Genomic DNA, 24603 nt, shown 5'->3' on the forward strand with positions numbered 1-24603 from the left:
TTTCCGAACCGTTATACGGCCGGCGGCCCGGTGCTCTCCACGGACCCATGCGGGTTCGCCGGGACCGGGGGTGCGGCCGGTTCCGGTCAGGTACGGTTGGCCACCGGTGCACTTTTCGCGCAATAACGTTATCCTGCCGTAACCCCGGCGAGATCTTCCGGGGCGCCTGACCGCGGGCTCTCCGGGTAGTCCCCGGGCCCATGCCGCCGCCGCGCATGCCGACCTACGGAGCGACCCTTGACCCACCCCCACGTCACCCTGCCCCGCCTGACCTCCCTGGCGCGGCAGGCCGCGCCCCGGCTCCTGGAAGGCGTCGTCGCCCCGCTGGCCGTCTTCTACGCGGCGCTGGCGCTGCTGGGGTTCACCGGCGCGCTGGCCGCCGCCACGGCGTGGGTGTACGCGGGGGTGGTGTGGCGGCTGATCCGCCGCCGCCGGGTGCCCGCCACGATGATCGTGGCCGCCATCGCGATCACCGGCAGGGCGCTGCTCGCACTGTGGACCGGCAGCCCGGTCGTCTACTTCCTGCAACCCGAGGTCGGCACGATCTGCGTCAGCATGGTCTTCCTGGCCTCGGTCCGCCTGCGCAGGCCGCTGGTGCAGAAGCTCACGCTCGACTACATCCACCTGCCCTCCGCCGTGCTCAGGCACGAGCGGGTCAGGCGGTTCTTCGCCCGGATCACCCTGCTGTGGGCCTTCGTGCTGCTGGCCAACTCCGCCGTGAGCATCTGGCTGCTGGTCAGGGAGCAGTTGCCCGAGCATTCGGTGGCCGACTATCTGCTGGTGCGCACGGCCATCGTCGCGGCGATCAGCGGCACCGCCGTCTGGGTCTCGGTACACGCCTTCCGCCGCCTGCTGCGCCGGCTGCACCACGAGACGCCCGCCAAGGCCGCGATCACCGCCTGACGGGCCAGTTCCGCCACATCATCCAAAAGTCTTAGAGAAGCACGGAAAGCCGCAGACGAAGGGGCGATGCGCGGGCGGGCACGGTTACGTAGCGTCTTCATCGGGGATTCCCTGACCCGATGTCGGGGATGCGGCCCTGGCATTAGGGGGGCGATCCCTGATGCCCCCGGGCACCCCGCCGCGAGAAGGTTCTAGTGGCGCTCGATCCGCCCACGATCCGGAGACCTGCTGACCATGACTGATGCCATCCTCAACTTCCTCCACCAGGTGATGACCTCACCGTGGGTCTATGTCGCCCTGTTCGCCGTGGCGATGATCGACGGCTTCTTCCCCGTGGTGCCGAGTGAGACGGCGATCATCACCGCGGGCGTCTTCGCCGTCTCCGGGGAGCCCAACGTCTTCGGGGTGGCGGTGGCGGCCATGCTGGGCGCGTTCGCCGGAGACCACGTGTCCTACCTGATCGGACGTACCGGGGGCGTACGGCTACGGGCCCGGCTACGGCCGGGGACCGGGCGGGCCAAGGCGTTCGACTGGGCGGAACGGGCCCTGGCCGAGCGGGGCGGGCTGGTGCTCGTGGTGGCCCGCTACATCCCCGGCGGGCGTACCGCGACCACGATCAGCATGGGCACCGTCGGCTACCCGCTGCGCTCGTTCTCCTTCTTCGACACGCTGGCGGCCGGCTCCTGGGCGATCTACTCCGTGCTGATCGGCTACCTGGGCGGCATGGCCTTCGAGAACGACCCCTTCAAGGGCCTGCTGCTCGGCCTGGGGATCGCGCTCACCATCACCGTCGTGGTCGAGGTCACCCGTTACGTCCGCAAGCGCAAGAACTCCGGCAAGGACCTGAAGGGCGAGCCCGAGGCCGAGTTGACGAGGCGGCAGGGCTGATCGCTCCCCCGGCCGCCCGAGATCACCCCTGGGCGGCCCTCAGGGTTTTCCCAGAGGTTTCAGGGTTGTCCCCTATGGCTTGACGCGTGCCGATCCGCGACGCTGAGAGTGAGCGTTTCATCACGGGCGGTGGCGCGTGTGAGCCGGCACGGTGACGGCAAGTCTGCCAAATGTTCGTAACCGGACGCCCATGTGAGGCGTCCCGGCCATCTCGCCATGTCTTCATGCAGGTGAAAGGAGTGCGCATGACCGTGGTCGCCGCTGGCGTTGCCTTGCTCGGCGCCCTGTTCTTCGCACTCGGCGCCGCGCTTCAGCAGGTGGAGGCCGTTCGCACGGCCGACCACGCGCTGCTGCGGCTCGTCCGCCGTCCCCGGTGGCTGCTCGGCGGCCTGTCGATCGTCACCGGAGGCGCGCTGCACATCGTCGCCCTCAGCCTCGGGCCGCTCACCGTGGTCCAGCCGATGGGCGTGGCGAGCCTGCTGTTCGCGCTGCCCATCTCGGCCGCGATGATGGGCCGCAGGCCCGCGGGCGCCGAGATCCTGGCCGCCGCGACGGTGAGCGCCGGGCTGGTCGGCCTGGTGCTCATCGTGCCGCCGACCTGGAACGCCCCGACGCTCAACGGCAGCGAGACCGCGACCTTGCTGACGGTCACCGGGATCGCCGCGCTCCTGCTGTGGGCGGGTTCCAGGGTCGCCGCGCCGTCACTGCGCGCGGGCCTGCTCGCCGCCGGTTCGGGCGTCCTTTACGGCGCGACCGCCACGCTCACCCGGGTCCTGGTGAAGGGCACCTGGGAGATCTGGCTCATCCTGCTGATCCCGGTGCCCGCGCTCGTCGCGCTGATGCTGCTGCAACGCGCCTACGCGGCGGGCCACTTCGGAGTGTCGTTCGCCTCGCTCCAGGTGGCCGACCCGCTGACCGCCGTGGCGTTCGGCGCCCTGCTGCTCGGCGAACCCCTCCCGGTCGGGCCCGGCGGCGTGGCCGTCGCGGTCGGCGCGGCGGGGCTCGCCTGCGTGGGCACCGTCGCACTCGCACGTACCACCCCCCTGTCCCACTGACCTTGGAGAAATGAGATGGCCCTGCCCCTGCCCGCCGACATGAACGCACGGACCGCCGCCCAGTCCGCCTCGGCGCGGCCGCTGCGCGTGCTGATCGCCACCGACACCTACCCGCCCGATGTGAACGGCACCTCCTACTTCACCGGCCGGCTGGCGACCGGCCTGGCCGAGCGGGGCAACGAGGTGCACATCGCGTGCCCGTCCACGGAAGGCCCGGCGGCCAGGCTCGTCGTGGACGGCACCTGCGAGCACCGGCTGCGCTCGGCCCCGCTGCCGGTCCACCCCACGATGCGCGTGTCGCTGCCGCGCCGCCTGGACCGGCTGATCGCCGAACTTCGGCCCGACGTGGTACACGCCCAGGGCCACTTCGTGGTGGGCCGGGCGGCCATCGGGGCGGCCCGGCGCGCCGGGGTGCCCGTGGTCGCCACCAACCACTTCATGCCGGACAACCTCTTCCAGTTCGCGCACATCCCCACGAAGCTGCGCGGCCGGGTGGGCCGGATCGCCTGGCGCGACCTCAACCGGATCTTCTCCCGCGCCGACCGCGTCACCACCCCGACCCGGATCGCCGCCGAGCTGCTGTCCCGGCAGGGCTTTCCCGGGGAGGTGGAGCCGGTCTCCTGTGGCATCGACCTGACCAGGTTCCATCCGTTCGCCGAGCCCAAGTCCTGGGCGCGGAAGTCGATCAGCCTGCCGGAGCGCCCGACGATCCTGTTCGTGGGCCGCCTGGACGAGGAGAAGCGGCTGGACGACCTGGTGCGGGCGCTGCCGTTCGTGCTCAACGAGACCGACGCGCAGATCGCGTTCGTCGGCCGGGGCAACCGGCGCGAGCACCTGGAACGGCTGGCCGCCCGGATCGGGGTCGGCGACCGGGTGCGCTTCCTGGGCTTCGTACCGGACCAGGCGATGCCGCAGACGTTCGCGGCGGCCGACGTCTTCGCCATGCCGAGCATCGCCGAGCTGCAGAGCATCGCGACCCTGGAGGCGATGGCCACCGGGCTGCCGGTGGTGGCCGCCGACGCGATGGCCCTGCCGCACCTGGCGATCCCCGGCCAGAACGGCTTCCTGTTCCAGCCCGGCGACGTGCACGAGCTGGGCGCGCACCTGACCAGCCTGCTCACCGACGACGCGATGCGCGCGGAGATGGGCCGGGCCAGCCGGACGATCGCGATGACCCACGATCATCAGACCTCATTGGCAAGATTCGAGCAGATCTACGCGAGTGTGACCCGTTGAGCGCTTTGCCCACCTCATCCGCTTCTCCCGCACCGCGAAACGTGCGGGACACCCAGCCCACGTCGTCCGCCTCATCGGTCCGTCTGTGGTCGTGGCCGGCCGCCGCCGGACCGGTGCTGGCCCTGGTCGCGATGGTCTACACCCACCTCACGCCGTCGGTGGGCGTCAGCCCGCTCACCGGCCTGATCAGCGACTACGCGCTCAACGACGCCACCAGGGGCACGGTGCTGGCCGGCACCCTCCTGCTGGCGATGAGCTGCCTGTGGGCCACCTACGGGCTCGCCCAGACGGCTCCCGCGCGCAGCGCGGCGACCAGGGTCCTGCTCACGTTCGCCGCCCTCGGCCTGTTGCTCAGCGCCATCTTCCCCACCGACCCCACTCCGGGCGTCAGCTCCATGGCCGGGGAGATCCACCGCTGGTCCTCGGCCGTGGTCTTCACCGGCGTGCCGTGCGCGGCCTGGATGCTGGCCAGGGGCGTCGCGCGGCTGCGCCACCTGCGGGTGGCGGCCATCTGGTGCACCGCCCTGCTCGCGGCGTTCCTGGCCGCGCACCCCGGTTCGTTCGTGTCGGACCTGATCAACGGGCCGGCCTATTACGGCCTGCTCCAGCGGGTGCTGCTGGTCATCGCGATGGCGACCCTCTTCCTGATCGCCACGGCCATCCCGCATCTTGGTGAGCGTCGGTAAGCATCCGGACAGGAGGGGGCAAATCGGAGCCCGCAGAAAGCTACGCTAACGTAGGTTACGTTAGCGTAGATCGCCATAGGGAGCGGGTATGCGTCAGTGGACCCAGACCGAGTTGCTACATGAGCTGGAGCCGGTCGTGGCCGGGGAGCTGAACAGACATCTCAGCGTCGCCAAAGAGTGGTTCCCACACGAATACGTGCCGTGGAGCGAGGGGCGCACGTTCGACGGCGTCCTCGGCGGCGAGGCGTGGACCGAGGCCGACTCCAAACTGCCGGAGGCGGCCAGGATCTCGTTGATCGTCAATCTGCTCACCGAGGACAACCTGCCCAGCTACCACCACGAGATCGCCACCACCTTCGGCAGGGACGGCGCGTGGGGGACCTGGGTGCACCGATGGACGGCCGAGGAAGACCGGCACGGCACCGCGCTGCGCGACTATCTGACCGTCACCAGGGCGGTCGATCCGGTGGCCCTGGAGCGCGAGCGGATGGCGCACATGAACCACGGGTTCACCACCGCGTACGGCACGATGCTCCAGCAGCTCGCGTACGTGTCGTTCCAGGAGCTGGCCACGCGGATCTCGCACCGCAACACCGGCAAGGCGACCGGAGACCCCGTGTGCGAGCGGCTGCTCGCCCGGATCGCCGCCGACGAGAACCTGCACATGCTCTTCTACCGCAACCTGCTGGCCGCCGCGTTCGAGCTGGATCCCGACCAGACCATGCGGGCCGTCACCGACGTCGTCACCACCTTCCAGATGCCGGGCTCCGACCTTTCCGGCTTCGCCCGCAGGGCCATGGTGATCGCCCACGAGGGCATCTACGACCTGCGCCTGCACCACGACGACGTGCTGATGCCGGTGCTGCGCCAGTGGGCGGTGTTCGACAAGAGCGGGCTCGGCGCGGAGGGCGAGAAGGCCCGCGAGGAGCTGGCCGAGTTCCTGGACAAGCTCGACGCCACCGCCTCGCGCTTCGTGGAGCGCCGCGAGGCCAAGCGCGCCGCCGCGGCCGCCAGGGCCGCCGGCCGCCGCTGACCGGTCCCGCCCGGACGCCCATCGCGGCGGACGCCCCGGCACTGACGCCTCCCTTCTCCGAGGGTCACCCCCCACGTCCGCCGCAGCACCCCACCCCCGGCACCACAGGTGACGGTCGGGACCCTCCTGGTATGGGTCGTTGACCATCTCGCCGGCATGCGATCTGCTACCGATCACACCGCCCGTCCGGCGGTGCGACCGGTAGGAGGAACCCCCGTGCGCCTGCGTATCGCGTTGACGATGCTCGCGCTGGCCGGGACGTCGCTGGTGACACCCCCCGCCCTCGCGCACTCCGCTCCGGCATCCGGATGCGACCCCCTGGCGGGCACCGAGTGCCTGCTGCCCTTCCCCAACGACTGGTTCACCACCCCCGCCAAGACGCCGACCGGCCGCAGGGTGGCCTTCGACGCCGCGGCCATGCCGCGCAACACCGCGGGGACCCCGATCGACCCCGCGCTGTGGAACCTGGCCGACGGGTTCTCGCCCGGTTCCATGCTGCTGGCCCATGTGCCGGGGCTCGACCTCGCCGCGACGGGGGCCGCGCCGGTGACCGACGTGGGGCGCTCGCTGCGCCGGGACGCGCCGATCGTGCTCGTGGACACCCGCACCGGTGAGCGCCTGCCGTATTGGGCCGAACTCGACGCCCAGGCCCCAGGGCCGGACCGCCGGGCGCTGATCGTGCGGCCGGCCCGGAACCTGCGGGAGGGGCACCGTTACGCGGTGGCCCTGCGCGGCCTGAGAGACACGGAGGGCCGCGTTCTGCCCGCCCCCGAGGTGTTCACCCGGCTGGCCGGGCCCGGCCTGCCTGCGGGCGATCCGCTGGCCGCGCGGCAGCGGGCGCTGCACCGTACGCTCGCCGACCTGCGCGCGGCGGGCGTCTCCACCCGCGGCCTGTATCTGGCGTGGGACTTCACCGTGGCGAGCGAGCAGGGCGTCGCCGGCCCGGCGCTGCGGATGCGCGATGAGGCGCTGCGCGGGCTGGGCGGCCGGTCGCCGCGGTTCACGGTCACCTCGGTCACCGACCTCACCCCCGAGCAGGACCCGCAGGTGGCGCGTGAGGTCACCGGCGAGGTCCTGGTACCCAACTACCTCGACAAGCCGGGCGGCCCGCCCGGATCGAACCTCAACCGCGGCCCCGACGGACTGCCCCGCCCGCTCGGCGACTCCGTGCGCGCCGGCTTCACCTGCGTGATCCCGAGGTCGGCCGCCGCCCGCCGTCCGGCGCTGCCCGCCCTGTACGGCCACGGCCTGCTCGGCAGGGACGCCGAGGTCCGCGCGGGCCATGTCCGGGCGATGGCGGCCGAGCACCGCATGCTGTTCTGCGCCACCCGGTGGATCGGCATGTCGGAGGAGGACATCCCGCACGTGGCGGCGGTGTTCGGCGATCTCAGTACGTTCGGCACCGTGCCCGACCGGCTCCAGCAGAGCCTGCTCGGCTTCATCGCGCTGGGCAGGGCCATGGTCACCCCGGACGGCCTCGCCGGGCATCCCGCGTTCCAGGACGAGCGGGGCAGGCCGCTGATCGACCACGGGGCGGCGCTCGCCTACGACGGCAACAGCCAGGGCGGCATCGCCGGGGGCGCGCTGGTCGCGCTCTCCCCCGACGTGCGCAACGCGGTGCTCGGCGTGACCGGGATGAACTACTCCACGCTGCTCGACCGCAGCGTGGCCTTCGCGCCCTTCCGGCCGATGATGGACCGCTCCTACCCGGACCGGCTCACCCAGCAGGTCTGCTTCGCGCTGATGCAGATGCTGTGGGACCGCGCCGAGACCAACGGCTACGCCCACCACCTCGGCGGCGACCCGCTGCCCGGTACGCCCCGCCACCGGGTGCTCATGCACGTGGCCTTCGGCGACCACCAGGTCGCCACGGTGACCGCCGAGGTGGCGGCGCGGACGATGGGGGCCAAGATCCACCGGCCCGCCGTCGCCGCCGGACGCAGCCCGGACGTCGTGCCGTACTGGGGGATCGGGTCGCTGCCGCGCGGGCCGTACCGGGGCTCGGCCCTGGTCGTCTGGGACAGCGGCACCCCCGCGCCGCCGGCCACCAACACCCCGCCGAGCGGCCCCGAGTACGGCCGCGACCCCCATTCGGACCCGCGCAACGATCGCGAGGCGCGGGTCCAGAAGGGTCACTTCCTCAGGCTCGGGGCGGTCGTCGACGTCTGCGGCGGCGAGCCCTGCGCGGCGGACCCGCTCCCCTGATCGCGCCCCCGCTGGGGCAGGCGGTAGGCCCACTGCCAGACCAGCTCCAGCGGGCCCCGGCCCGCGAAGCGCAGCCACAGCGCGGACGAGACCATGAACAGCGCGCAGATCCCGGCCCACGCGCCGACCACCCACCACGGGCGCAGGTCGGCGAACCTGGCGGCCAGGCCGAGCCCCCAGCCGTAGCAGATCACCGAGGCCACCAGGTTCTGGAGCACGTAGCAGGACAGCGCGGTGCGGCCGACGCCGGTCAGGCCCCTCCTGAGCCGCCCGGCCGTACCGCGCATCCGGGAGACGATGGTGATGACCAGCCCGAGCAGCCCGAGGGCGACGAACGGCGGCAGCATGTAGCGGTCCACGAAGAACCAGGCGGGCCCGGCGAACGCGGTGACCGCGTTGAGCGGCAGCGCCACGCCAAGCCCGATGACCATGAGTCGGGCGCGCAGCCGCGAGCCGCGCGCCGAGGTCTCGAAGACGCCCGCCCGGGTGAGCCGCGAACCGGCCAGGAACAGCACCGTGGCCATCGGAATGATGAAGATCGACTCGCTCCGGTAGATCGGCATGAGCTGGAGCCGGGCGATGACCTGGTCGAGCCAGGACCCCTCGGTGTAGAGCGGCGTGACCGGCCCGCCGACCTGGATATCCACGGTGAGCAGGACGTACGTGATCAGCGCCGCCGCGACCGCGTGCAGGGCGCCCAGCGCGATCATCCAGGCTCGTACCGCCCGGTCGCTGCGCCCGATCAGGTAGGCCATCAGGATCGACGTCACCGCGTACCCCATCAGCACGTCGAACTCGAAGATCAGCACATAGTGCAGCAGCCCCTCGGCGAACAGCAACGCCGCCCGCCACAGGTACCAGCCGGGCCAGCGGACACCACGCCGCAGCGCGGAACGGTACTGAAGTTCCAGGCCCACGCCGAACAGCAGGGTGAGCAGCCCGAGGAACTTCCCGTTGGCCAGGAACCGCAGGAAGGTCTCCACGGGTTCCGTGCCGGCCCCGACACCCGCGCCGGGCCCGCCCGGGGCGGTGAACAACCAGATGTTGGTGCCCAGCGTGCCCATGATCGCCACGCCGCGCAGGACGTCGAGTGCCTCGATTCGCCTCATGCCCCAAGCGTCGCCGCGCCATCCGCCCGCCACATCGTCGCGCCGAGCCATTTACGGCCTACACAGATAGATGTACGCCGCGCATCCAAAGTCGGACCGCGCCCGCCACCGAAGTATGTACGACCCGGACGAGAGAAGGGCACCATAACGTTTCCGCTTCTTTCAACGACCCTTCTGGCATTACCGAAGCATCGTGCGATTGTGAGGTGATGAAACTTCCACCGGAGCCGCCCGCCCAGGCGGGGTCGCTGCTGCGGGCGCCGCTGGAGGTGATCCGGCACCTCAGGGGCGAGCCGGTGCTGCTCGCCGGGATGGGCACGGGCATCCTGCTGACGATCATCGCGCTCTTCGTTCCGGAACAGGGCAGGCCCTATGCCTGGACCATCGCGGGAATGATGTTCCTGCTCTGTGTCGTCCGCATGCTCTCCTCGGTGAAAAGGAGACCCCGCGATTCATCGCCGGCGAAATCGGAAAACTCCGGTAAGGGCCGCAACATCGTGGACCTGGGCGGCCGGACGACAATGCGCCGGGCGCGTCTTGAGGCGCTTCATCTCAACGTGCCGAGATCCAGGCGGAAAACCAGAATCGACGAGTTGCACATGGTGGCCGGGGACCTGCCGGATCGGCCGCGGCAGCTCCCTCCAGATGAGGAGACCGGCAAGGGGCGAGCGTCTTCGTCGGCCGCTCCCAGGAGGTCGGCGAGGCGCTGCGGCTGCTCCGATCGGCCGGTGATGGCGTCGTCCTCGATGTCGTCGGCGTGCACGGCAGCGGCAAGACCACGTTCATGGAACACCTCGCCGCCCTGGCCCGGGACGAGCCGGGCACCCAGGTCTTCTCCTTCGACATGGCGCGGTACGACCTGGGCGCCGGGTTCCGCGACGACCACGGGGCGGGCGCCTCCGCGGCCGTGCTGTGGGAGACCTTCATCCGGTCGCGGGAGGTGATGCGGCTGCTGGCCGGTCCGCCGTTCCCGGAGTTCCGGCACTTCACGGAGGTGTGCCGGTTTCAGAGCCAGCTGGCGGAGGAGTTCCTGCTGATCATCGCCGCGGTCCACGAGCCGCGGCTGCGCCAGGTCCTCGACGCCGTCGCCGTGACCAGCACGTTCGACACCCCGCTGCTCGCCACCCTGGTCCGGGCGGCGGGCGGCGCGCAGACCGAGGCGGGCGAGGCCATCGCCCGGCTGGTCGCGCTGCGGCTGCTGCGCAACGCGCCCGAGCGCAAGGCCGGGAGGTTTCGGATGCAGGAGTTCATCCGGCTCTCCCTGGCCGCCCGGCTGCGGACCTACCACCCGGACCGCTGGACGCGGCTGCACCGGGCGGCGGCCGACCACTACTTCGACCGGCTCCGGCGCTGGGAGGACGGCATCTACACGACGTACTCGTCGTGGTACCGCTTCGAGGACCCCGACCGGCAGGAGGACAAGCGCGAGTGGCTGCGCCACTCCGGCCTGCTGACCGATGACCACGCCATCGCTCGGGCGCGGATCACGCTGGTCTTCCTGGAGGCGTTCTGGTGGGCGGGCTGCTACGTCCCCTTCCCGTTCAACCGCAGGCTCCTTGAGGACTGGAGCCGTACCTCCGAGACCTGGGAGTGGACGCACACGGCCCACCAGCAGCGTATCGGCGAAAGCGCCTCGCCCGACGAGCAACTGCTGGACGCCCTGACCTACCTGCTGGACAACTACCCGGTCACCCACCTGAAGCCGCCCGGCGCGCCCTGGGACGGCATCCGCTCGCGGCTGCGGCTGATCCGCCGGATCTGCGGCATCGGCCAGCGGCACACCCGGCCGCTCTCGGCAGCGGAGAAGGAGGGCCTCAAGCGGGCCGACGCGTTCATCACCGTGTTCCTGGCGCACACCCGGCGCTTTCGCGACCCGTCCGACCGCCTGGCCGACGGCTACTACGCGCGGGCCGCCGCGTCGCTCGCGGAGCTGGGCGATGACTGGTCGGTGGCCTGGCTGTGCTTCGAGCGCGCGGACCTGGAACTGGAGCGGGAGGAGCCGGAGCAGGCCCTGGCCATGCTCACGGACGCCGCCCGCCGTACGCGGGAGCTGGCGCTGTCCACCGCCGCGGAGGGCGACGAGCCCGACTGGGACCATGAGCTGCTGGCCAACCTGCACCGGCTGCGCGGCGATCTGCACTGGCGCGCCGGGGAGCGGGAGGCCGCCGCCGCGCAGTACAGCAGGGCGCTCGCGCACGCCTACCTCTACCAGGGCGATCCCAACCCGCCCGACGCCTACTCCCAGCAGTTCTACCTGGAGATGGCCACCCGGGCCGCGGCGCGGATGGCGGAGCGGCCCGAGAGCGAGGCGGTGGCCCTTCTCGCGGTGCTGCGCCGGGCGGGCCAGGCGGGCCCGTCACGCGCGATGTGACGCTGATCCGGCAGCGCCATCTGGCCCGTGGTCCCGCGGCCGATGAACCGGGGTCGGAGGCGACCGCGTTCTTCGAGGAGTGGACCGAGTTCCAGGAGACGATGGCGCCGGACCCGATGGCCGGGCTGGACACGCTGAGCTGAGCCGCAGGCGTCAGCGGCGGTGTACTTCGGGCGCGCGGGACAGCGGCCACAGCGGGATGTCCGCGCCGAATGCCGTCGCCTGACCGCGCAGCGCCAGGAACTCCGGGTCCGTCCGCACGGTCTCCGCGCCCTCGCAGCCGGTCATGTAGGCGTCGAGGAACGCGGCGACGGCCGGGGCGGGGACGGTGCCCCCCGGTGGGGCGAGGCAGATCAGGAGCATCCCCCGCACCCGGGGCAGGCCGGGCGCGAGCGCCGGCTGGAAGTAGGCCAGCGGAAGCAGCGACCATCCGGTCCTTTCGTACATCCGCAGCCGGGCGACCGGGTCGCCGAACGGCGTCACCGGGTGCAGTCCAGGGTCCTCGACCTCGGCGAGCACGGCCACGGGCCGCTTCCTGGGGACCCAGTTCCGGCGGATGTGGGCGATCAGCGCGGAGCCCAGCCCCCTGCCCCGCGCCTGCGCGCGGGTGGCGAGGTAGTCCAGTAGCAAGATGCCGCTCGCTCGGTGGTGGCTGCCCAGCGCGCCGGCCGCGGGCTCGCCCTCCACCAGCGCGATGGTGCCGAGACCGCCGGAGGCGGGGGCGCGGTAGTAGGACAGAGCCGCGTCCAGGCCGACCAGCTCGGCGGGCGGGAACGACGGGGCCAGCACGGTCTCGTAGAAGCGGCGGAACAACTCCTCGCCGGTGTCCGCGCACTCCACCAGCACCGGCCCGTTCTCCACTGGCCCGCTCTCAGCGGTCATGCGGCCATCATCACGGCCCGGCCCCGCCCGCCACAAGCACCGCCGGGGGCGGGTCACTCCCCGATGAAGTGCATGACGTGCTTGACGCGGGTGTAGTCGTGCAGCCCGAAGACCGAAAGGTCCTTGCCGTAGCCGGAGTGCTTGAAGCCGCCGTGCGGCATCTCCGAGACGAACGAGATGTGCGTGTTGACCCAGACCACGCCGAAATCGAGGCGGTTGGACACCCGCATGGCGCGCCCGTGGTCGGACGTCCACACCGAACTGGCCAGGCCGTACCGGACGCCGTTGGCCTTGGCGAGGGCGTCGGCCTCGTCGGTGAAGGTCTGGACGGTGATGACCGGTCCGAAGATCTCGTTCTGGATCATCTCGTCGTCCTGGCGCAGGCCGTCCACGACGGTGGGGGCGAAGAAGTAGCCGGTGTCGCCGATCCGCTCGCCGCCGGCGACGACCTCGGCGTGCGCGGGGACCCGGCTGATGAAGCCCGTAACGCGGGCGAGCTGGCCGGCGTTGTTGAGCGGCCCGTACAGGGCGTCCTCGTCGGCGAGGTCGCCGGTACGGGTGGCCGCCGCGGCGGCGGCCAGCGCGGCGGTGAACTCCTCGTGGGCACTCTCCTGCACCAGCACCCGGCAGGCGGCCGTGCAGTCCTGGCCCGCGTTGTAGAAACCGGCCTCGGCGATGGCGGCGGCGGTGGCCTTGATGTCCTTGACGTCGTCGAACACGATCACCGGGGCCTTGCCGCCCAGTTCCAGGTGGACCCGCTTGAGGTCGTCGGCGGCGGACTTGGCCACCTGCACGCCCGCGCCCACCGACCCTGTGATGGCGACCATCTGCGCGGCCGGGTGCCCGACCACCAGCGCGCCGGTCTCCCGGTCGCCCGCGACCACGTTGAACACGCCGGGCGGCAGGATCTCGCCACAGATCCCGGCCAGCTTCAGCGTGGCGGCCGGGGTGGTGTCGGACGGCTTGAGCACGATCGTGTTGCCCGCGGCCAGCGCGGGCGCGATCTTCCACACCGCCATCATCAGCGGGTAGTTCCAGGGCGTCACCTGGCCGACGACGCCGATCGGCTCGTGCCGGACGATCGAGGTGTGGCCGGCCAGGAACTCCCCGGAGGTCGGGCCGGCGAGGGTCCGTGCGGCCCCGGCGAAGAAGCGGAAGTGATCGGCGGCCGGGGGGATCTCGTCCTCGGCCATCCGGGCGCGCGGCTTGCCGGTGTTGCGGCACTCGGCCTCCACCAGCTCATCGGCCCTGGCCTCGATCGCGTCGGCGATCCGCAGCAGCAGCGCGGCCCGCTCGCCGGGGGTGGTCCGGCCCCAGGTCTCGAACGCCGCGACGGCCGCCGCGTAGGCGGCGTCCACGTCGGCGGCCCCGGAGATCGGCGCCCTGAGGTAGACCTCGCCGGTGCAGGGGTCGATCACGTCGGAGTACCGGCCGCTCGCGGCCTCGACGAACACGCCGTCGATGAAGTTGTGCAGCGGCTGCGGGCGGATGGCCACGGGCCGACCTCCTCTGATCTGCGGTTTTGCCGGAAGGCTGTCCGAACAAAGGGTACTCGACGCGGGATTTCGTGGCGAAAACCGGCAACCGCCACGGATTCGCTTGACACGCCCGGCGTACCTGACAGCATGGCGCAGCAGGGGCGCGACGTTCCGCGCACCCGCAGGACCCACCCCCGCAGGAAGGGAGCAGGCCCCGCATGGCGACGCCGCCCAAGGCCATCGTCCTCGACGACATCTCCAAGCAGATCATCGAGGAGCTGCAGCGGGACGGCCGCAAGCCGTACGCGGCGATCGCCAAGGCGGTGGGCCTGTCGGAGGCCGCGGTACGCCAGCGCGTGCAGCGCCTCCTGGACGCGGGCGTGATGCAGATCGTCGCCGTCACCGACCCCCTCACCCTCGGCTTCCCCCGCCGCGCCATGATCGGCGTCAACTGCGAGGGCGACCTGACCGCCGTGGCCGACGAGCTGGCGGCCATCGAGGAGATCAACTATGTGGTGCTGACCGCGGGGTCGCTGGACCTGATGGCCGAGGTGGTCTGCGGCAGCGACCAGCACCTGCTGGACATTCTCGGCAAGATCAGGGCGATCACCGCGGTGCGCGCCACCGAGACCTTCGTCTACCTCAAGCTGCACAAGCAGACCTACTCCTGGGGCACGCACTGAGGAGTATCACCCGCGCGCCGCGGGGAACAGTCATGGGGTGACCAGCGACGGCGGCGAGACACGAGACCCCCGGGAGGGCCGCGAGCCACAGGACGCGGGCGGCGAGCCCGCCCGGCCCCCCAAGCCTCCGGCCGAGCCGGCCCCGGCCGTGCAGGCCACGCACGAGCCCGGCGACGGCGGCGGCCTGCGCAGGGCCGGGAGGGCCGCCTGGTACCTGGCCGGCCTGGGCCTGCTGGCCTGGGCGACCCTCTACATCGTCGGGCTGATCCGCACGGTCGTGCTGGCCGTGATCGTCGCGGTGTTCATCACCGCGCTGCTCTACCCGGCCGCGCAACGGCTCCGCAGGCACGGAATGAACCGCGCGGTGTCCACCACGGTGGTGTGGGTGGGCGGCCTGGCGCTGTTCGCCGCGCTGGTCGCGCTGCTCGTGCCGCCCACCGCCGACGGCCTCACCGAGCTGGGTTCGAGCTTCGGCAAGGTCGTCGACGACCTGCACCGCACGGCGGGCTCGCTCGGCCTGGACGACGCGCGCCTGAAGCAGTTGACCACCGAGGCGCAGCAGTACCTCAACGAGCAGTGGTCCCGGATCGCCACCGGCGCCATCGCCGGGGCGCGCACCCTCGGTGAGATCGTGGTCGGCCTGGTCCTGGCGATGATCCTGTCGATCTACTTCGTGCACGGCGGCGACCGGTTGTTCCGCTGGCTGGTGGACCTGTGCCCGTCGGGTGTGCGGGCCCGGGTGCTGGACACGGGCAACACGACGTTCGACGTCATCGGCCGCTATGTGCGGGGCATCGCGATCGTGGGCGCGGTGGACGCGTTCTTCATCGGCCTGGCGCTGTGGATTCTCGGCGTGCCGATCGCGCTGCCGCTGGCCGTGCTGACCTTCGTAGGCGCGTTCCTGCCGGTCGTCGGCGCGTTCGCGGCCGGGCTGCTGGCCGCCGTGGTGGCGTTCGTGGCCAAGGGCTGGCTGGTGGCGCTCATCGTGGTGGCCGTCACCGTGCTCGTCCAGCAGGTCGAGGGGCACGTACTGGCCCCGCAGATCTACGGCCGCGCCCTTGACCTGCCCGGCGCGATCATCCTGGTCGCCATCGCGATCGGCAGCGTGGTCGCCGGGATCGCCGGGGCGTTCCTCGCCGCCCCGGTGACCGCGGTCCTCGTCACGCTGATGCGCAGGCGGGCCGCCCGGCCACGGCCGGGCTGACCCCTCCCGCTCAGGTCTGGGCGGGGATCACCGCGCCGTCGCCGAAGGTGTCCTTGATGTACTTCGCGACCTCCGGCCCGGCCAGCAGCCCGGCGAGCTTCTTGAGGTCGGCGTCGTCCTTCTGGTCGGTGCGCACGACCAGGCCGTTGGCGTACGGGTTGCCCTCGGCCTTCTCCAGCGCGAGGCCGTCACCGGCCGGCTTCAGCCCGGCCTCCAGGGCGTAGTTGCCGTTGATCACCGCGGCGTCCACGTCCTGGAGCGAGCGCGGCAACTGGGCCGCCTCCAGCGGCTTGAACGTGAACTTCTTGGGGTTGCCCGCCACGTCGCGCTCGGTGGCCGCGGTGCCCGCGCCCTCCTTGAGCGTGATCAGCCCGTTGTCCTGGAGCAGCTTGAGCGCGCGGCCCAGGTTGGTGGCGTCGTTCGGCACGGCGATGCTCGCGCCGGCGGGCAGCGCGCCGAGCGACTTCACGCTGCGGGAGTACAGCCCGAGCGGCTCCAGGTGCACAGGCTGCAGGTACGTCAGCGCCGCGCCGCCCTTGGAGGCGACGAAGTCGTCGAGGTAGGGCTTGTGCTGGAAGTAGTTGGCGTCCAGCTTGCCCTCCTGCAACTGGGTGTTGGGCTGGACGTAGTCGGTGAACTCCACGATCTCCAGCTTGAGCCCGGCGGCGGTGGCCAGCTTGTCGCGCACGAACGTGAGGATCTGCGCATGCGGCGTGGGACTGGCCCCGATCTTGACGGTGCCGTCGGCCGCCGGAGCCGCGGGCTCCCCCGATCCGCCCCCGCACGCGGCGAGCACCAGTGTCAGTACCGCGACCGCCGCGCCCCCGAGAAACCTACGCACGCCGATTACTCCTTTGCCGATCTCCGATGGCCGGGCCTGTCCCGGCCACCGGTCATTTCCTGTCGAGCCTGCGGGCGACGAGGTCACCCAGGCTCTGGACGAACTGCACGATCACGATGAGCAGCACCACCGTGATGATCATGACGGCGGTGTCGAACCGCTGGTAGCCGTACCGCACCGCCAGGTCGCCGAGCCCGCCCCCGCCGATCGCCCCGGCCATCGCCGAGTAGCCGATCAGCGCCACGATGGTCACGGTCAGCCCGGCGACCAGGCCGGGCAGCGACTCCGGCAGCAGCACCTTGCCCACGATGGCGAGCCGCCGCGCGCCCATCGCCTGGGCCGCCTCGACGACCTCGCGGTCCACACCGCGCAGCGCGGTCTCCACCAGCCGGGCGAAGAACGGCACCGCGCCCAGCGTGAGCGGGACGACCGCGGCGACGGTGCCGATGGTGGTGCCGGTGACCAGCCGGGTGAACGGGATGACCGCGACCATCAGCACGATGAACGGCAGGGACCTGCCGATGTTCACCACCGCGCCGAGCACCGCCTTGAACCCCGGCGCCGGGGTCAGCCCGCCCCGGTCTGCGGTGACCAGCAGCACGCCGAGCGGCAGCCCGAACACCGCGGTGAGCAGCGTGGCCATGGCGACCATCTGGAGGGTCTCGCCGGTGGACTGCACCAGGATGGGAAGCAGTTCCTCGAAGTTCACGCCACCTCCACGAGCAGGCCGAGTCCGGTGAGGTAGCCGAGCGCGTCCGCCGCGCCCTTGCCCTCGATGCGCACCCGAAGGCGCCCGACCGGCGCGCCGCGCAGTTCCTCCAGGGAGCCGCCGAGCACGTTGACGTCGACGTCGAACTTCCGCACCAGCGATGACATGACCGGCTCGTCCGCCTGCCCGGCGAACGTGACGGTCACGGTGCCGGGCGGGGCGGGCTCGGGCAGCGGGAAGATCTCCCTGGTGAGCGCCGCGCCGGGGGTGGCGATCAGGTCGGTGATCCGGCCCGCCTCCTCGATCCGGCCGTCGCTCATGATCGCGACGGAGTCGCAGATGCTCTTGACCACCTGCATCTCGTGCGTGATGAGCAGGATGGTGAGGCCCAGTTCGGTGTTCAGCTCGCGCAGCAGGGCGAGGATCGACTGGGTGGTGGCCGGGTCGAGTGCGCTGGTGGCCTCGTCGGACAGCAGCACGCTGGGGCCGGCGGCCAGGGCGCGGGCGATGCCGACGCGCTGCTTCTGCCCGCCGGAAAGCTGGGCCGGTACGGCGGCGGCCTTGTCGGCCAGTCCCACCAGTTCAAGGAGCTCGCGCACCCGCGCCGCGCGCTGGTCGCGCGGCACTCCGGCGATCTCCAGCGGGAAGGCCACGTTGCCCGAGACCGTGCGGGAGGACAGCAGCGCGAAGTGCTGGTGGATCATCCCGATCCGCTGCCTGGCCGCGCGCAGCTCGCCGCGCCCGAGGGCGGACAGCTCGCGGCCGTCCACGGTGACGGTGCCCGAGGTGGGCCGCTCCAGCAGGTTCACGCAGCGCAGCAGCGTGCTCTTGCCCGCGCCGCTGCGGCCGAGCACGCCGAAGATCTCGCCTTCGCGCACGCTCAGATCGACGCCGTCGAGGGCGACGACGCCATTGGCGTACACCTTGCGCAGTTGGCGAAGCTCGATCACGGGACCTCATCGCGGGGGGATTTCCGAACTTGTGGCTGAACCAGCCGACGCGGTCGAGAATTCCCGATCGGCATTGTGAGATATGCCACTGCCGATCAGTTGAGATAGGTTTCCGCGAGCATGCGTCCGTCTGCCCAGCGGCGGGATCGCCCTGGTGTCGGTACTGCTGTGCGCGCAGGCGTTCGCCGACCTGCGCTCGGCCGCCCCGCAACAGGGCATGTACGGCGCGAACGCCGCGGTCAGCGGGTCCGTCGTACCCCGCCTGGTGCCCGCCGAACTGCTGACCGCCGCCCACGCCCTTGGACGCCATGCGGGGCCGGTTGCAGGGCGCGGACATCGTGGTGGCCGCAGCTGGCCAGCTTCGCCCACGGTACGGTGGGCGCCGTCGCCTGCGCCACCTGGACGATCACGGGCGGCGGCCTGCTGGCGATGATCGTCACGCTGGTCACCGTGACGGCCTTCCCGGTGCTGTGGCGCTACCGCGCGGGCGAGCCCACGGCTGAGGAGATCACAGACCCACCGCGGCGGCCAGCAGATCCACCTGGGCCGGATCGGGATCGTTGCCCATGAAGATCAGCTCATCGCAGCCGATCCGGGCGAATTCGGCCACCGCCGCGGCGATGTCCTCCTCGCGGGTGTAGGCGATGGACACCCCGTACCGGGCGTACTCCTCGCCGGCGAAGGCGTAGTACGAGCCGATGGCCCGCTCCACCGCGTCGTGCGCGCCGGGGCCGAGGGCGTACATCACCGAGGCGATGACGGTGGGCGAGCCTGGTCTGCCCGACTCCTCCCACGCGGCGCGCAGGCGCGGGGCGAAGCCCTGGACGTCCTCGACGGTGGCGTCACCGGCGATCCAGCCGGTGCCGTGCGTCGTGATCCGGCGCAGTGCCGCCGCCGACCCGCCGCCGAACAGCAGCGGGGGGCCGCCGGCGGTGGCGGGCGGCGGGCCGACCGGATCGCCTCCCGAGACCACGGCGGCCAGCCGGTCCAGCAGCCGGTCGAACTCCCTCCCCCGGGCCTGGTAGTCCACCTCGCCGTGGGCGAAGTCGTCGTCGCGCAGGCCGGGGGCCAGCCCGAGGCGCAGCCGGCCAGGCCCGGCGAGCTGGTCGAGGGTGGTGACCGCCTTGGCGAACAGCGCGTGATTCGCCCGCAGCGGCCCGATCAGCACGCTGGTGAGGAGCCGGATGCGGGAGGTCGCGCCCGCCGCCGCGGCCAGTGCGATCAAAGGTTCCGGCGTGTTCCACACGAGCCGGTCGCTGACGCTGAGCGTCGAGAAGCCGCGCGCCTCCGCGCGCCGCGCCCACTCGACCAGTGTCCTGCCGTCGGTCCAGGGAGCGTGGCCGGGCAGGCCGATCCCGATATCCATGATCGCCGCCGATCTGTTGAGGTGACGTGCAGGCCCATGCTGCAACCTCAAGCGCGCTTGAGGGCAACTGCGCGGCCTGCTTCGTGACCTACAGCCGGGCGACCGCCCGGATCGGCGCGCCGTCGGCGCCCGCGATGCGGATCGGCAGCAGGGACACCTCGATCGGGCGGACCGGGCGGGCGTCCAGCAGCACGTCGAGGTTGCGCAGGTTCTCCGCGATCACCGCGTGCGCCCCGCACAGCACGCGGTGCGCGGGCAGCGGATCGGCCGAATCGGTCTCGGGCATCGGCGTGGGATCGACGCTGAGGGCGTCGATGGCGACCGTGCGGACGCCCGAGTCGACGATGAGCGCGGCGGCGTCCGGGGTCAGGTAGGGGTGGGCCAGGTAGCGCTCGGTGCCCCAGTGGGCCGCCCAGCCGGTGGCGATGAGCAGGATGAGGCCGGGGCGCAGCGCCGGGGCCAGCGCGTCGGGGCCGATCGGCGCGCGCGGCGGCAGGCCGCGCACGTCGGCGATGGTGGCCCGGCCCATGAACCGATCCAGCGGCAGCACATCGAGGTCGGGCAGCGCGTCGTCGATGTGGTAGGGCGCGTCGACATGGGTGCCGGACTGCGAGCCGAGATGCAGCCCGAGGACGTTGACGCCCTCCTCTCCCACGGTGAGCGCCGGGGAGACCTTGACCTCCGGGTCGCCCGGATAGACCGGCATGCCGGTATGAATCGGCACCGAGAGATCAACGATCATACGGTCGTCCTCACACGGGGGCGGGCTGCTCCGCTGTCGCGGTTCCGGGCCCGATGATAGGCGGTACCGGGGTGTCCGCGGCACGTACGAATCGCGGACCCTCCGGCCCGTACACGGCGCGCGGCTCCGGGAAGACGGTGAGCAGCAGCAGATAGAGCACCGCGGCGACGCCGAGGCCGAGCGGCAGCGAGATGTCCACGCCCCCGGCGAGGCCGCCGAGCGGCCCGACGAACTGGCCGGGGATGTTGGTGAAGGCGATGGCCAGGGCGGCCGAGACCATCCAGGCGGCCATGCCGCGCCAGTTCCAGCCGTGGGTGAACCAGTAGCGCCCGCCGCGCTGGCGCCGGTTGAAGACCTGCAACGCCTCGGGGTCGTACCAGCCCCTGCGGGTCAGGTAGCCGGTCATCATGATGACCATCCAGGGCGCGGTGCAGGTGATGATCAGTGTGGCGAACGTCGAGATGCTCTGGGTGAGGTTCAGGGCGAAGCGGCCCAGGAAGATGAAGACGATCGACAGCGCCCCGATCAGCACGGTGGCCTGGACGCGGCTGAAGCGCGGGAAGACGCTGGAGAAGTCCAGGCCGGTGCCGTACAGCGAGGTAGTGCCGGTGGACATGCCACCGATCAGCGCGATCAGGCAGACCGGCAGGAAGTACCAGCCGGGCGAGACGGCCAGCAGCCCGCCGACGTAGTTGGGCGCGGCCACGTCCATGTACGGCGCGGCCTTGACCGCGATCACCGACGCCGTGGCCAGGCCGAACCCGAACGGCAGGATCGTCGCCGCCTGGGCCAGGAAGGCCGCGCCCATGACCCGGCGGCGCGGCGTGTCCGCGGGAATGTACCTGGACCAGTCGCCCAGGAACGCCCCGAACGACACCGGGTTGGACAGCACGATCAGGGCCGCCCCGATGAAGGACGGCCAGAACAGCGGATCGCCCGCGGATGCGAATGTGCCCGGATAGGCCGCGTCGAAGTCGCCCGCGAAGGCGAAGACGCCGAGCACGAACAGCAGCGAGGCCCCGGCCACCGCGATCTTGTTCACGAACAGCATGAAGCGGAAGCCGTACACGCACACGACCAGCACCAGCCCGGCGAAGAGCGCGTAGGCGATCCCGTACGCCAGGGCGGTCCGGGGCAGGCCCGCGAGCCGGGCGGCCCCGCCGACCAGGGCGTCGCCGGACGACCACACCGAGATCGAGAAGAACGCGATCGCGGTGAGCAGCGACAGGAACGAGCCGACCACGCGCCCGTGGACGCCCAGGTGGGCCGAGGAGGACACCGCGTTGTTGGTGCCGTTGAGCGGGCCGAACACGGCCAGCGGCGCAAGGATCAGCGCCCCGGTGACCAGGCCGAGCACGGTCGCCGCGAGCCCCTGCCAGAACGACAGCCCGAACAGGATGGGAAAGGCGCCGAGCACGCAGGTGGCGAAGGTGTTGGCGCCGCCGAAGGAGACCCGGAAGAGGTCGAACGGGCGAGCCGTGCGGTCCGCGTCGGGGATGCGTTCGACCCCGAAGGTCTCTATCTCCGTTATGGGCGGCGGCGCAGTCGTCATGGTCATTCCCGGTAGGCGAGGAGACTGATCAGGTCGTAGGCGACGTGGGAGGCGGCGATCGAGGTGATCTCCGCATGGTCGTACGCGGGAGCGACCTCCACCACGTCCGCGCCGACCAGCCGGCAGCCGGCCAGCCCGCGCAGGATCTCCAGAAGCTCCCTGCTGGTCATCCCGCCGGCCTCCGGGGTGCCGGTGCCGGGGGCGTGAGCCGGGTCGAGGACGTCGATGTCCACCGACACGTAGAGCGGACGGTCGCCGATCCGCTGCCGCAGCGCGTCGACCGTCTCGTCGATTCCGCGCCGCATCACGTCGGCGCTGGTGACCACGCCGAAACCGAGGCGCTTGTCATCGTCGAGGTCGCTCTTGCCGTACAGCGGGCCGCGCGTGCCCACATGACCGAGCGCCTCGGTGTCGAGGATACCTTCCTCGACCGCGCGGCGGAATGGAGTGCCGTGGGTGTACTCGGCCCCGAAGTAGGTGTCCCAGGTGTCCAGATGCGCGTCGAAGTGGAGCAGGGCCAGCGGGCCGTGCCGCCGGGCGGCGGCGCGCAGCAGCGGCAGCGCGATCGTGTGGTCCCCGCCCACGGTGACCAGGCGGGCGCCGTCGGCGGTCAACGCGTCGGCGGCCTCCTCGATGGTCTCCACGGCCTGGCCGATGTCGAAGGGGTTGCAGGCGATGTCGCCGGCGTCGGCGACCTGCCGCGCGCTGAACGGCGAGATGTCCAGCCCGGGGTGGTAGGGCCGGAGCAGCCGGCTCGCCTCGCGCACCGCGGCCGGTCCGAACCGCGCCCCCGGCCGGTAGGAGACGCCGGTGTCGAACGGCACTCCCACGACCGCGATGTCGGCGCGGCCCACCTCGTCCAGGCGAGGCAGCCGGGCGAACGTCGCCGGTCCGGCGAAACGCGGCACTCGGGAGGAATCGACTGGCCCTCGGGGCACGGTCATCGGGAGGTGTTCCTTCCGCTCAGGGTCGGGGGGCGTACGGGGGGCGTGGCGTCCGCCAGGGACAGGTGACCATGTGGTCGCGCCGCACCCGGGCAGGAAACCGCGCGACCACATGCCCATTTGGGGGATTGTTAGGGGAATCGGGGGGTCGTGCGGTTCGACCTGCAGAGGGACCAGCTCGCCGCCGCACCTGTTTGTCAGTTTCGGCAATGGTGGCGGGGCGCGGCAATTGGTGTGCTCACAAAGAGTTACGGTGGGTCTTGTGGCGGATCACAAGCCCGACCGGGGCGGGCTGACCGTTGAGGAGCTGGTCCGGTTCCCGCAGTTGCGGCTGCGCGTGGTGGCCGGCGAGTCCGGTTTGTCCAGGTCGGTGTCCTGGGCGCACGTCAGCGAGCTGGAGGACCCGACGCCCTGGCTGCTGGGCGCCGAGCTGATCATGACGACCGGGATGGCGATCCCCCGCCAGGCCGCCGGGCAGGGGGCCTACCTGCGGCGGCTCGACGACGCGGGGGTCTCCGCCCTCGCCCTGTCGGAGCAGTTGCACGTGCCGCCGCTGCACCAGGAGTTCTTCGCGACCGCCGAGGCGCGCGGGATGCCGGTGCTGGAGGTGCCGCTCGCCGTGCCGTTCATCGCGATCGCGCAGGAGGTGGCCGCCGCCGTACAGGAGGACCCGCGCCAGCGCCTCGGCGCGCAGCTCCAGGTCTTCGGCGCGCTGCGCTGGATGGCCTCGGAAGACCTCGACACGGCGACGCTGTTTCGCAGGCTGGAGCGGCTGTCGGGCTACCAGGTGCATCTCTGCACGCCGCAGGGCCGTCCGCTGCTGCCCGGCGTGCCCGTGCCGCCCGATCCGGCGGTGCTGCCCGCCTCGCCGGACGCGCCGCCGACCATCCCGGGCGGCTTCGTGCTGCCGGTGCCCGCGCCGGGCGGGCCCGCCGGGTTCCTGGTCGCGTTCGAGCGCGAGGGCGCGCGGCCGGCCGGGCTGGCGGTGGTCCAGCACATCGCGACCGTCGCCGCGCTGCGGCTGGCCATGGCCCGCCACGAGCACGAGGCGCAGCGCCGCGAGGGCGCGGAGACCCTGGCCGAGATGCTCCAGGACGTGCTCGATCCCTCGGCCGTACGACGGCGCCTGCGCCGGCTCGGCCTGCCCGCCGACCCCGACGACGAGCACGGGATGCTGCTCTTGCTGGTCGTGCGCCAGGCCCGCGACGACACACTGGACCGGGCGCTGGCCGACCACCCGCGGCTGATCCTGCGCCGCCTCGACGACCTGTACGTGCTGGCCGCCGACTCCCCCGCGGTGCGCGAGACGCTGGGCGCGCTGCCAGGGGCCGCGACCGGGGCCAGCCGGCCGTTCCCGCCGGGCGCCTCGCTCAAGGTGCCGCAGCGCGAGGCGGCCTGGGCGGCGGCGCGGGCCGCCGAGTCCGGGCAGGGCTTCGTGCCCTACGGCGACGACACGGCCGGGCGCTGGCTGCCCGACGACCCCGCGGTGCTGGCCGGGCTGGTGGATCACGTGCTCGGCGAGGTGCTGCGGTACGACGCGGGCCACGAGACCCGGCTGCTGGACTCGGTCCGCACCTGGATGGAACGCGACCGCAGGCTCGACGACGCCGCCAAGGCGCTGCACGTCCACCAGAACACGCTGTCCTACCGGCTGCGCAGGTTCGCCGAGCTGACCGGGCGCGACCTCACGGCGAGCGCCGACTTCGCCGAGGTGTGGCTGGCGATCAGGGCGGCGCGGCAGATCGGCGTGATCGACTGAGGGGGGC

Annotated in this window: 22 protein-coding genes; 12 read left to right on the plus strand and 10 right to left on the minus strand. The window is 71.9% G+C overall.

Translation table 11 applies throughout. The annotated features are described in order from the left end of the window. Window positions 1-237 precede the first annotated feature (237 nt). From ACH34R_RS27265 to ACH34R_RS27295, 7 genes are all read left to right on the plus strand, one after another. Complete coding sequence (locus ACH34R_RS27265; protein WP_397564373.1) at window positions 238-903, plus strand: VC0807 family protein; 666 nt, start codon at window positions 238-240, stop codon at window positions 901-903. Between the two features lie 234 nt (window positions 904-1137). After that, window positions 1138-1791: a DedA family protein gene (locus tag ACH34R_RS27270; RefSeq protein WP_397564374.1), complete on the plus strand. Its 654-nt coding sequence runs from the start codon at window positions 1138-1140 to the stop codon at window positions 1789-1791. A 245-nt stretch (window positions 1792-2036) separates the two neighbouring features. Continuing rightward, window positions 2037-2846: a DMT family transporter gene (locus tag ACH34R_RS27275; RefSeq protein WP_397564375.1), complete on the plus strand. Its 810-nt coding sequence runs from the start codon at window positions 2037-2039 to the stop codon at window positions 2844-2846. A 15-nt stretch (window positions 2847-2861) separates the two neighbouring features. Further along, window positions 2862-4082, plus strand: coding sequence for a glycosyltransferase (locus tag ACH34R_RS27280; RefSeq protein WP_397564376.1), 1221 nt, complete (start codon window positions 2862-2864; stop codon window positions 4080-4082). A gap of 41 nt (window positions 4083-4123) precedes the next feature. Beyond that, on the plus strand, window positions 4124-4768 hold the full coding sequence (locus ACH34R_RS27285; RefSeq protein WP_397564377.1) for a DUF998 domain-containing protein: 645 nt from the start codon (window positions 4124-4126) through the stop codon (window positions 4766-4768). 88 nt (window positions 4769-4856) lie between these two features. Then, on the plus strand, window positions 4857-5801 hold the full coding sequence (locus ACH34R_RS27290) for an acyl-ACP desaturase (RefSeq protein ID WP_397564378.1): 945 nt from the start codon (window positions 4857-4859) through the stop codon (window positions 5799-5801). Between the two features lie 216 nt (window positions 5802-6017). After that, the gene (locus tag ACH34R_RS27295) at window positions 6018-8006 is read left to right on the plus strand and encodes a hypothetical protein (protein ID WP_397564379.1); all 1989 of its coding nucleotides are present in this window, start codon (window positions 6018-6020) and stop codon (window positions 8004-8006) included. Here the strand turns inward: ACH34R_RS27295 and ACH34R_RS27300 are convergent. After that, a complete protein-coding gene (locus ACH34R_RS27300) occupies window positions 7934-9115 on the minus strand; it encodes a DUF418 domain-containing protein (RefSeq protein ID WP_397564380.1) in 1182 nt (393 codons plus the stop codon). The two genes, ACH34R_RS27295 and ACH34R_RS27300, sit on opposite strands and share 73 nt — an antisense overlap. A gap of 757 nt (window positions 9116-9872) precedes the next feature. Between ACH34R_RS27300 and ACH34R_RS27305 the strand changes: the two genes are divergently transcribed. Further along, a complete protein-coding gene (locus ACH34R_RS27305) occupies window positions 9873-11486 on the plus strand; it encodes a hypothetical protein (RefSeq protein ID WP_397564382.1) in 1614 nt (537 codons plus the stop codon). After that, window positions 11483-11629: a hypothetical protein gene (locus tag ACH34R_RS27310; RefSeq protein ID WP_397564383.1), complete on the plus strand. Its 147-nt coding sequence runs from the start codon at window positions 11483-11485 to the stop codon at window positions 11627-11629. The genes ACH34R_RS27305 and ACH34R_RS27310 overlap by 4 nt, the downstream gene beginning before the upstream one ends. A 10-nt stretch (window positions 11630-11639) precedes the next feature. Here ACH34R_RS27310 and ACH34R_RS27315 read toward each other — a convergent pair whose 3' ends face one another. Then, a complete protein-coding gene (locus ACH34R_RS27315; RefSeq protein ID WP_397564384.1) occupies window positions 11640-12368 on the minus strand; it encodes a GNAT family N-acetyltransferase in 729 nt (242 codons plus the stop codon). A 53-nt stretch (window positions 12369-12421) separates the two neighbouring features. Then, complete coding sequence (locus ACH34R_RS27320) at window positions 12422-13864, minus strand: gamma-aminobutyraldehyde dehydrogenase (RefSeq protein ID WP_397564385.1); 1443 nt, start codon at window positions 13862-13864, stop codon at window positions 12422-12424. 200 nt (window positions 13865-14064) lie between these two features. Here ACH34R_RS27320 and ACH34R_RS27325 point away from each other — a divergent pair, with 200 nt between their 5' ends. Together ACH34R_RS27325 and ACH34R_RS27330 are read left to right on the plus strand one after the other, a co-directional pair. Further along, on the plus strand, window positions 14065-14529 hold the full coding sequence (locus tag ACH34R_RS27325) for an Lrp/AsnC family transcriptional regulator (RefSeq protein ID WP_397564387.1): 465 nt from the start codon (window positions 14065-14067) through the stop codon (window positions 14527-14529). A gap of 37 nt (window positions 14530-14566) precedes the next feature. Continuing rightward, window positions 14567-15733 carry an AI-2E family transporter gene (locus ACH34R_RS27330; RefSeq protein WP_397564388.1) on the plus strand — a complete coding sequence of 389 codons (1167 nt, stop codon included), beginning with the start codon at window positions 14567-14569 and terminating at the stop codon, window positions 15731-15733. A gap of 10 nt (window positions 15734-15743) precedes the next feature. Here the strand turns inward: ACH34R_RS27330 and ACH34R_RS27335 are convergent, their stop codons facing one another. The 7 genes from ACH34R_RS27335 to speB all read right to left on the minus strand — a co-directional run bounded on the left by ACH34R_RS27335 (window position 15744) and on the right by speB (window position 22837). Next, window positions 15744-16574, minus strand: coding sequence for a MetQ/NlpA family ABC transporter substrate-binding protein (locus ACH34R_RS27335; protein WP_397564389.1), 831 nt, complete (start codon window positions 16572-16574; stop codon window positions 15744-15746). A gap of 52 nt (window positions 16575-16626) precedes the next feature. After that, on the minus strand, window positions 16627-17226 hold the full coding sequence (locus tag ACH34R_RS27340) for a methionine ABC transporter permease (RefSeq protein WP_397564611.1): 600 nt from the start codon (window positions 17224-17226) through the stop codon (window positions 16627-16629). 53 nt (window positions 17227-17279) lie between these two features. Further along, a complete protein-coding gene (locus ACH34R_RS27345) occupies window positions 17280-18233 on the minus strand; it encodes a methionine ABC transporter ATP-binding protein (protein WP_397564391.1) in 954 nt (317 codons plus the stop codon). A gap of 508 nt (window positions 18234-18741) precedes the next feature. Continuing rightward, complete coding sequence (locus ACH34R_RS27350) at window positions 18742-19599, minus strand: LLM class flavin-dependent oxidoreductase (protein WP_397564393.1); 858 nt, start codon at window positions 19597-19599, stop codon at window positions 18742-18744. An 88-nt stretch (window positions 19600-19687) separates the two neighbouring features. Next, the gene (locus ACH34R_RS27355) at window positions 19688-20341 is read right to left on the minus strand and encodes a cyclase family protein (RefSeq protein WP_397564394.1); all 654 of its coding nucleotides are present in this window, start codon (window positions 20339-20341) and stop codon (window positions 19688-19690) included. Between the two features lie 10 nt (window positions 20342-20351). Then, window positions 20352-21899, minus strand: coding sequence for a purine-cytosine permease family protein (locus tag ACH34R_RS27360; RefSeq protein ID WP_397564395.1), 1548 nt, complete (start codon window positions 21897-21899; stop codon window positions 20352-20354). After that, window positions 21896-22837, minus strand: a complete 942-nt coding sequence (gene speB, locus ACH34R_RS27365) for an agmatinase (protein ID WP_397564396.1) — start codon at window positions 22835-22837, stop codon at window positions 21896-21898. The genes ACH34R_RS27360 and speB overlap by 4 nt, the downstream gene beginning before the upstream one ends. A 262-nt stretch (window positions 22838-23099) precedes the next feature. Between speB and ACH34R_RS27370 the strand changes: the two genes are divergently transcribed. Beyond that, the gene (locus ACH34R_RS27370) at window positions 23100-24596 is read left to right on the plus strand and encodes a PucR family transcriptional regulator (RefSeq protein WP_397564397.1); all 1497 of its coding nucleotides are present in this window, start codon (window positions 23100-23102) and stop codon (window positions 24594-24596) included. Window positions 24597-24603 lie beyond the last annotated feature (7 nt).

It is taken from the genome of Spongiactinospora sp. 9N601, from assembly GCF_044326295.1.
GTDB lineage: Bacteria > Actinomycetota > Actinomycetes > Streptosporangiales > Streptosporangiaceae > Spongiactinospora > Spongiactinospora gelatinilytica.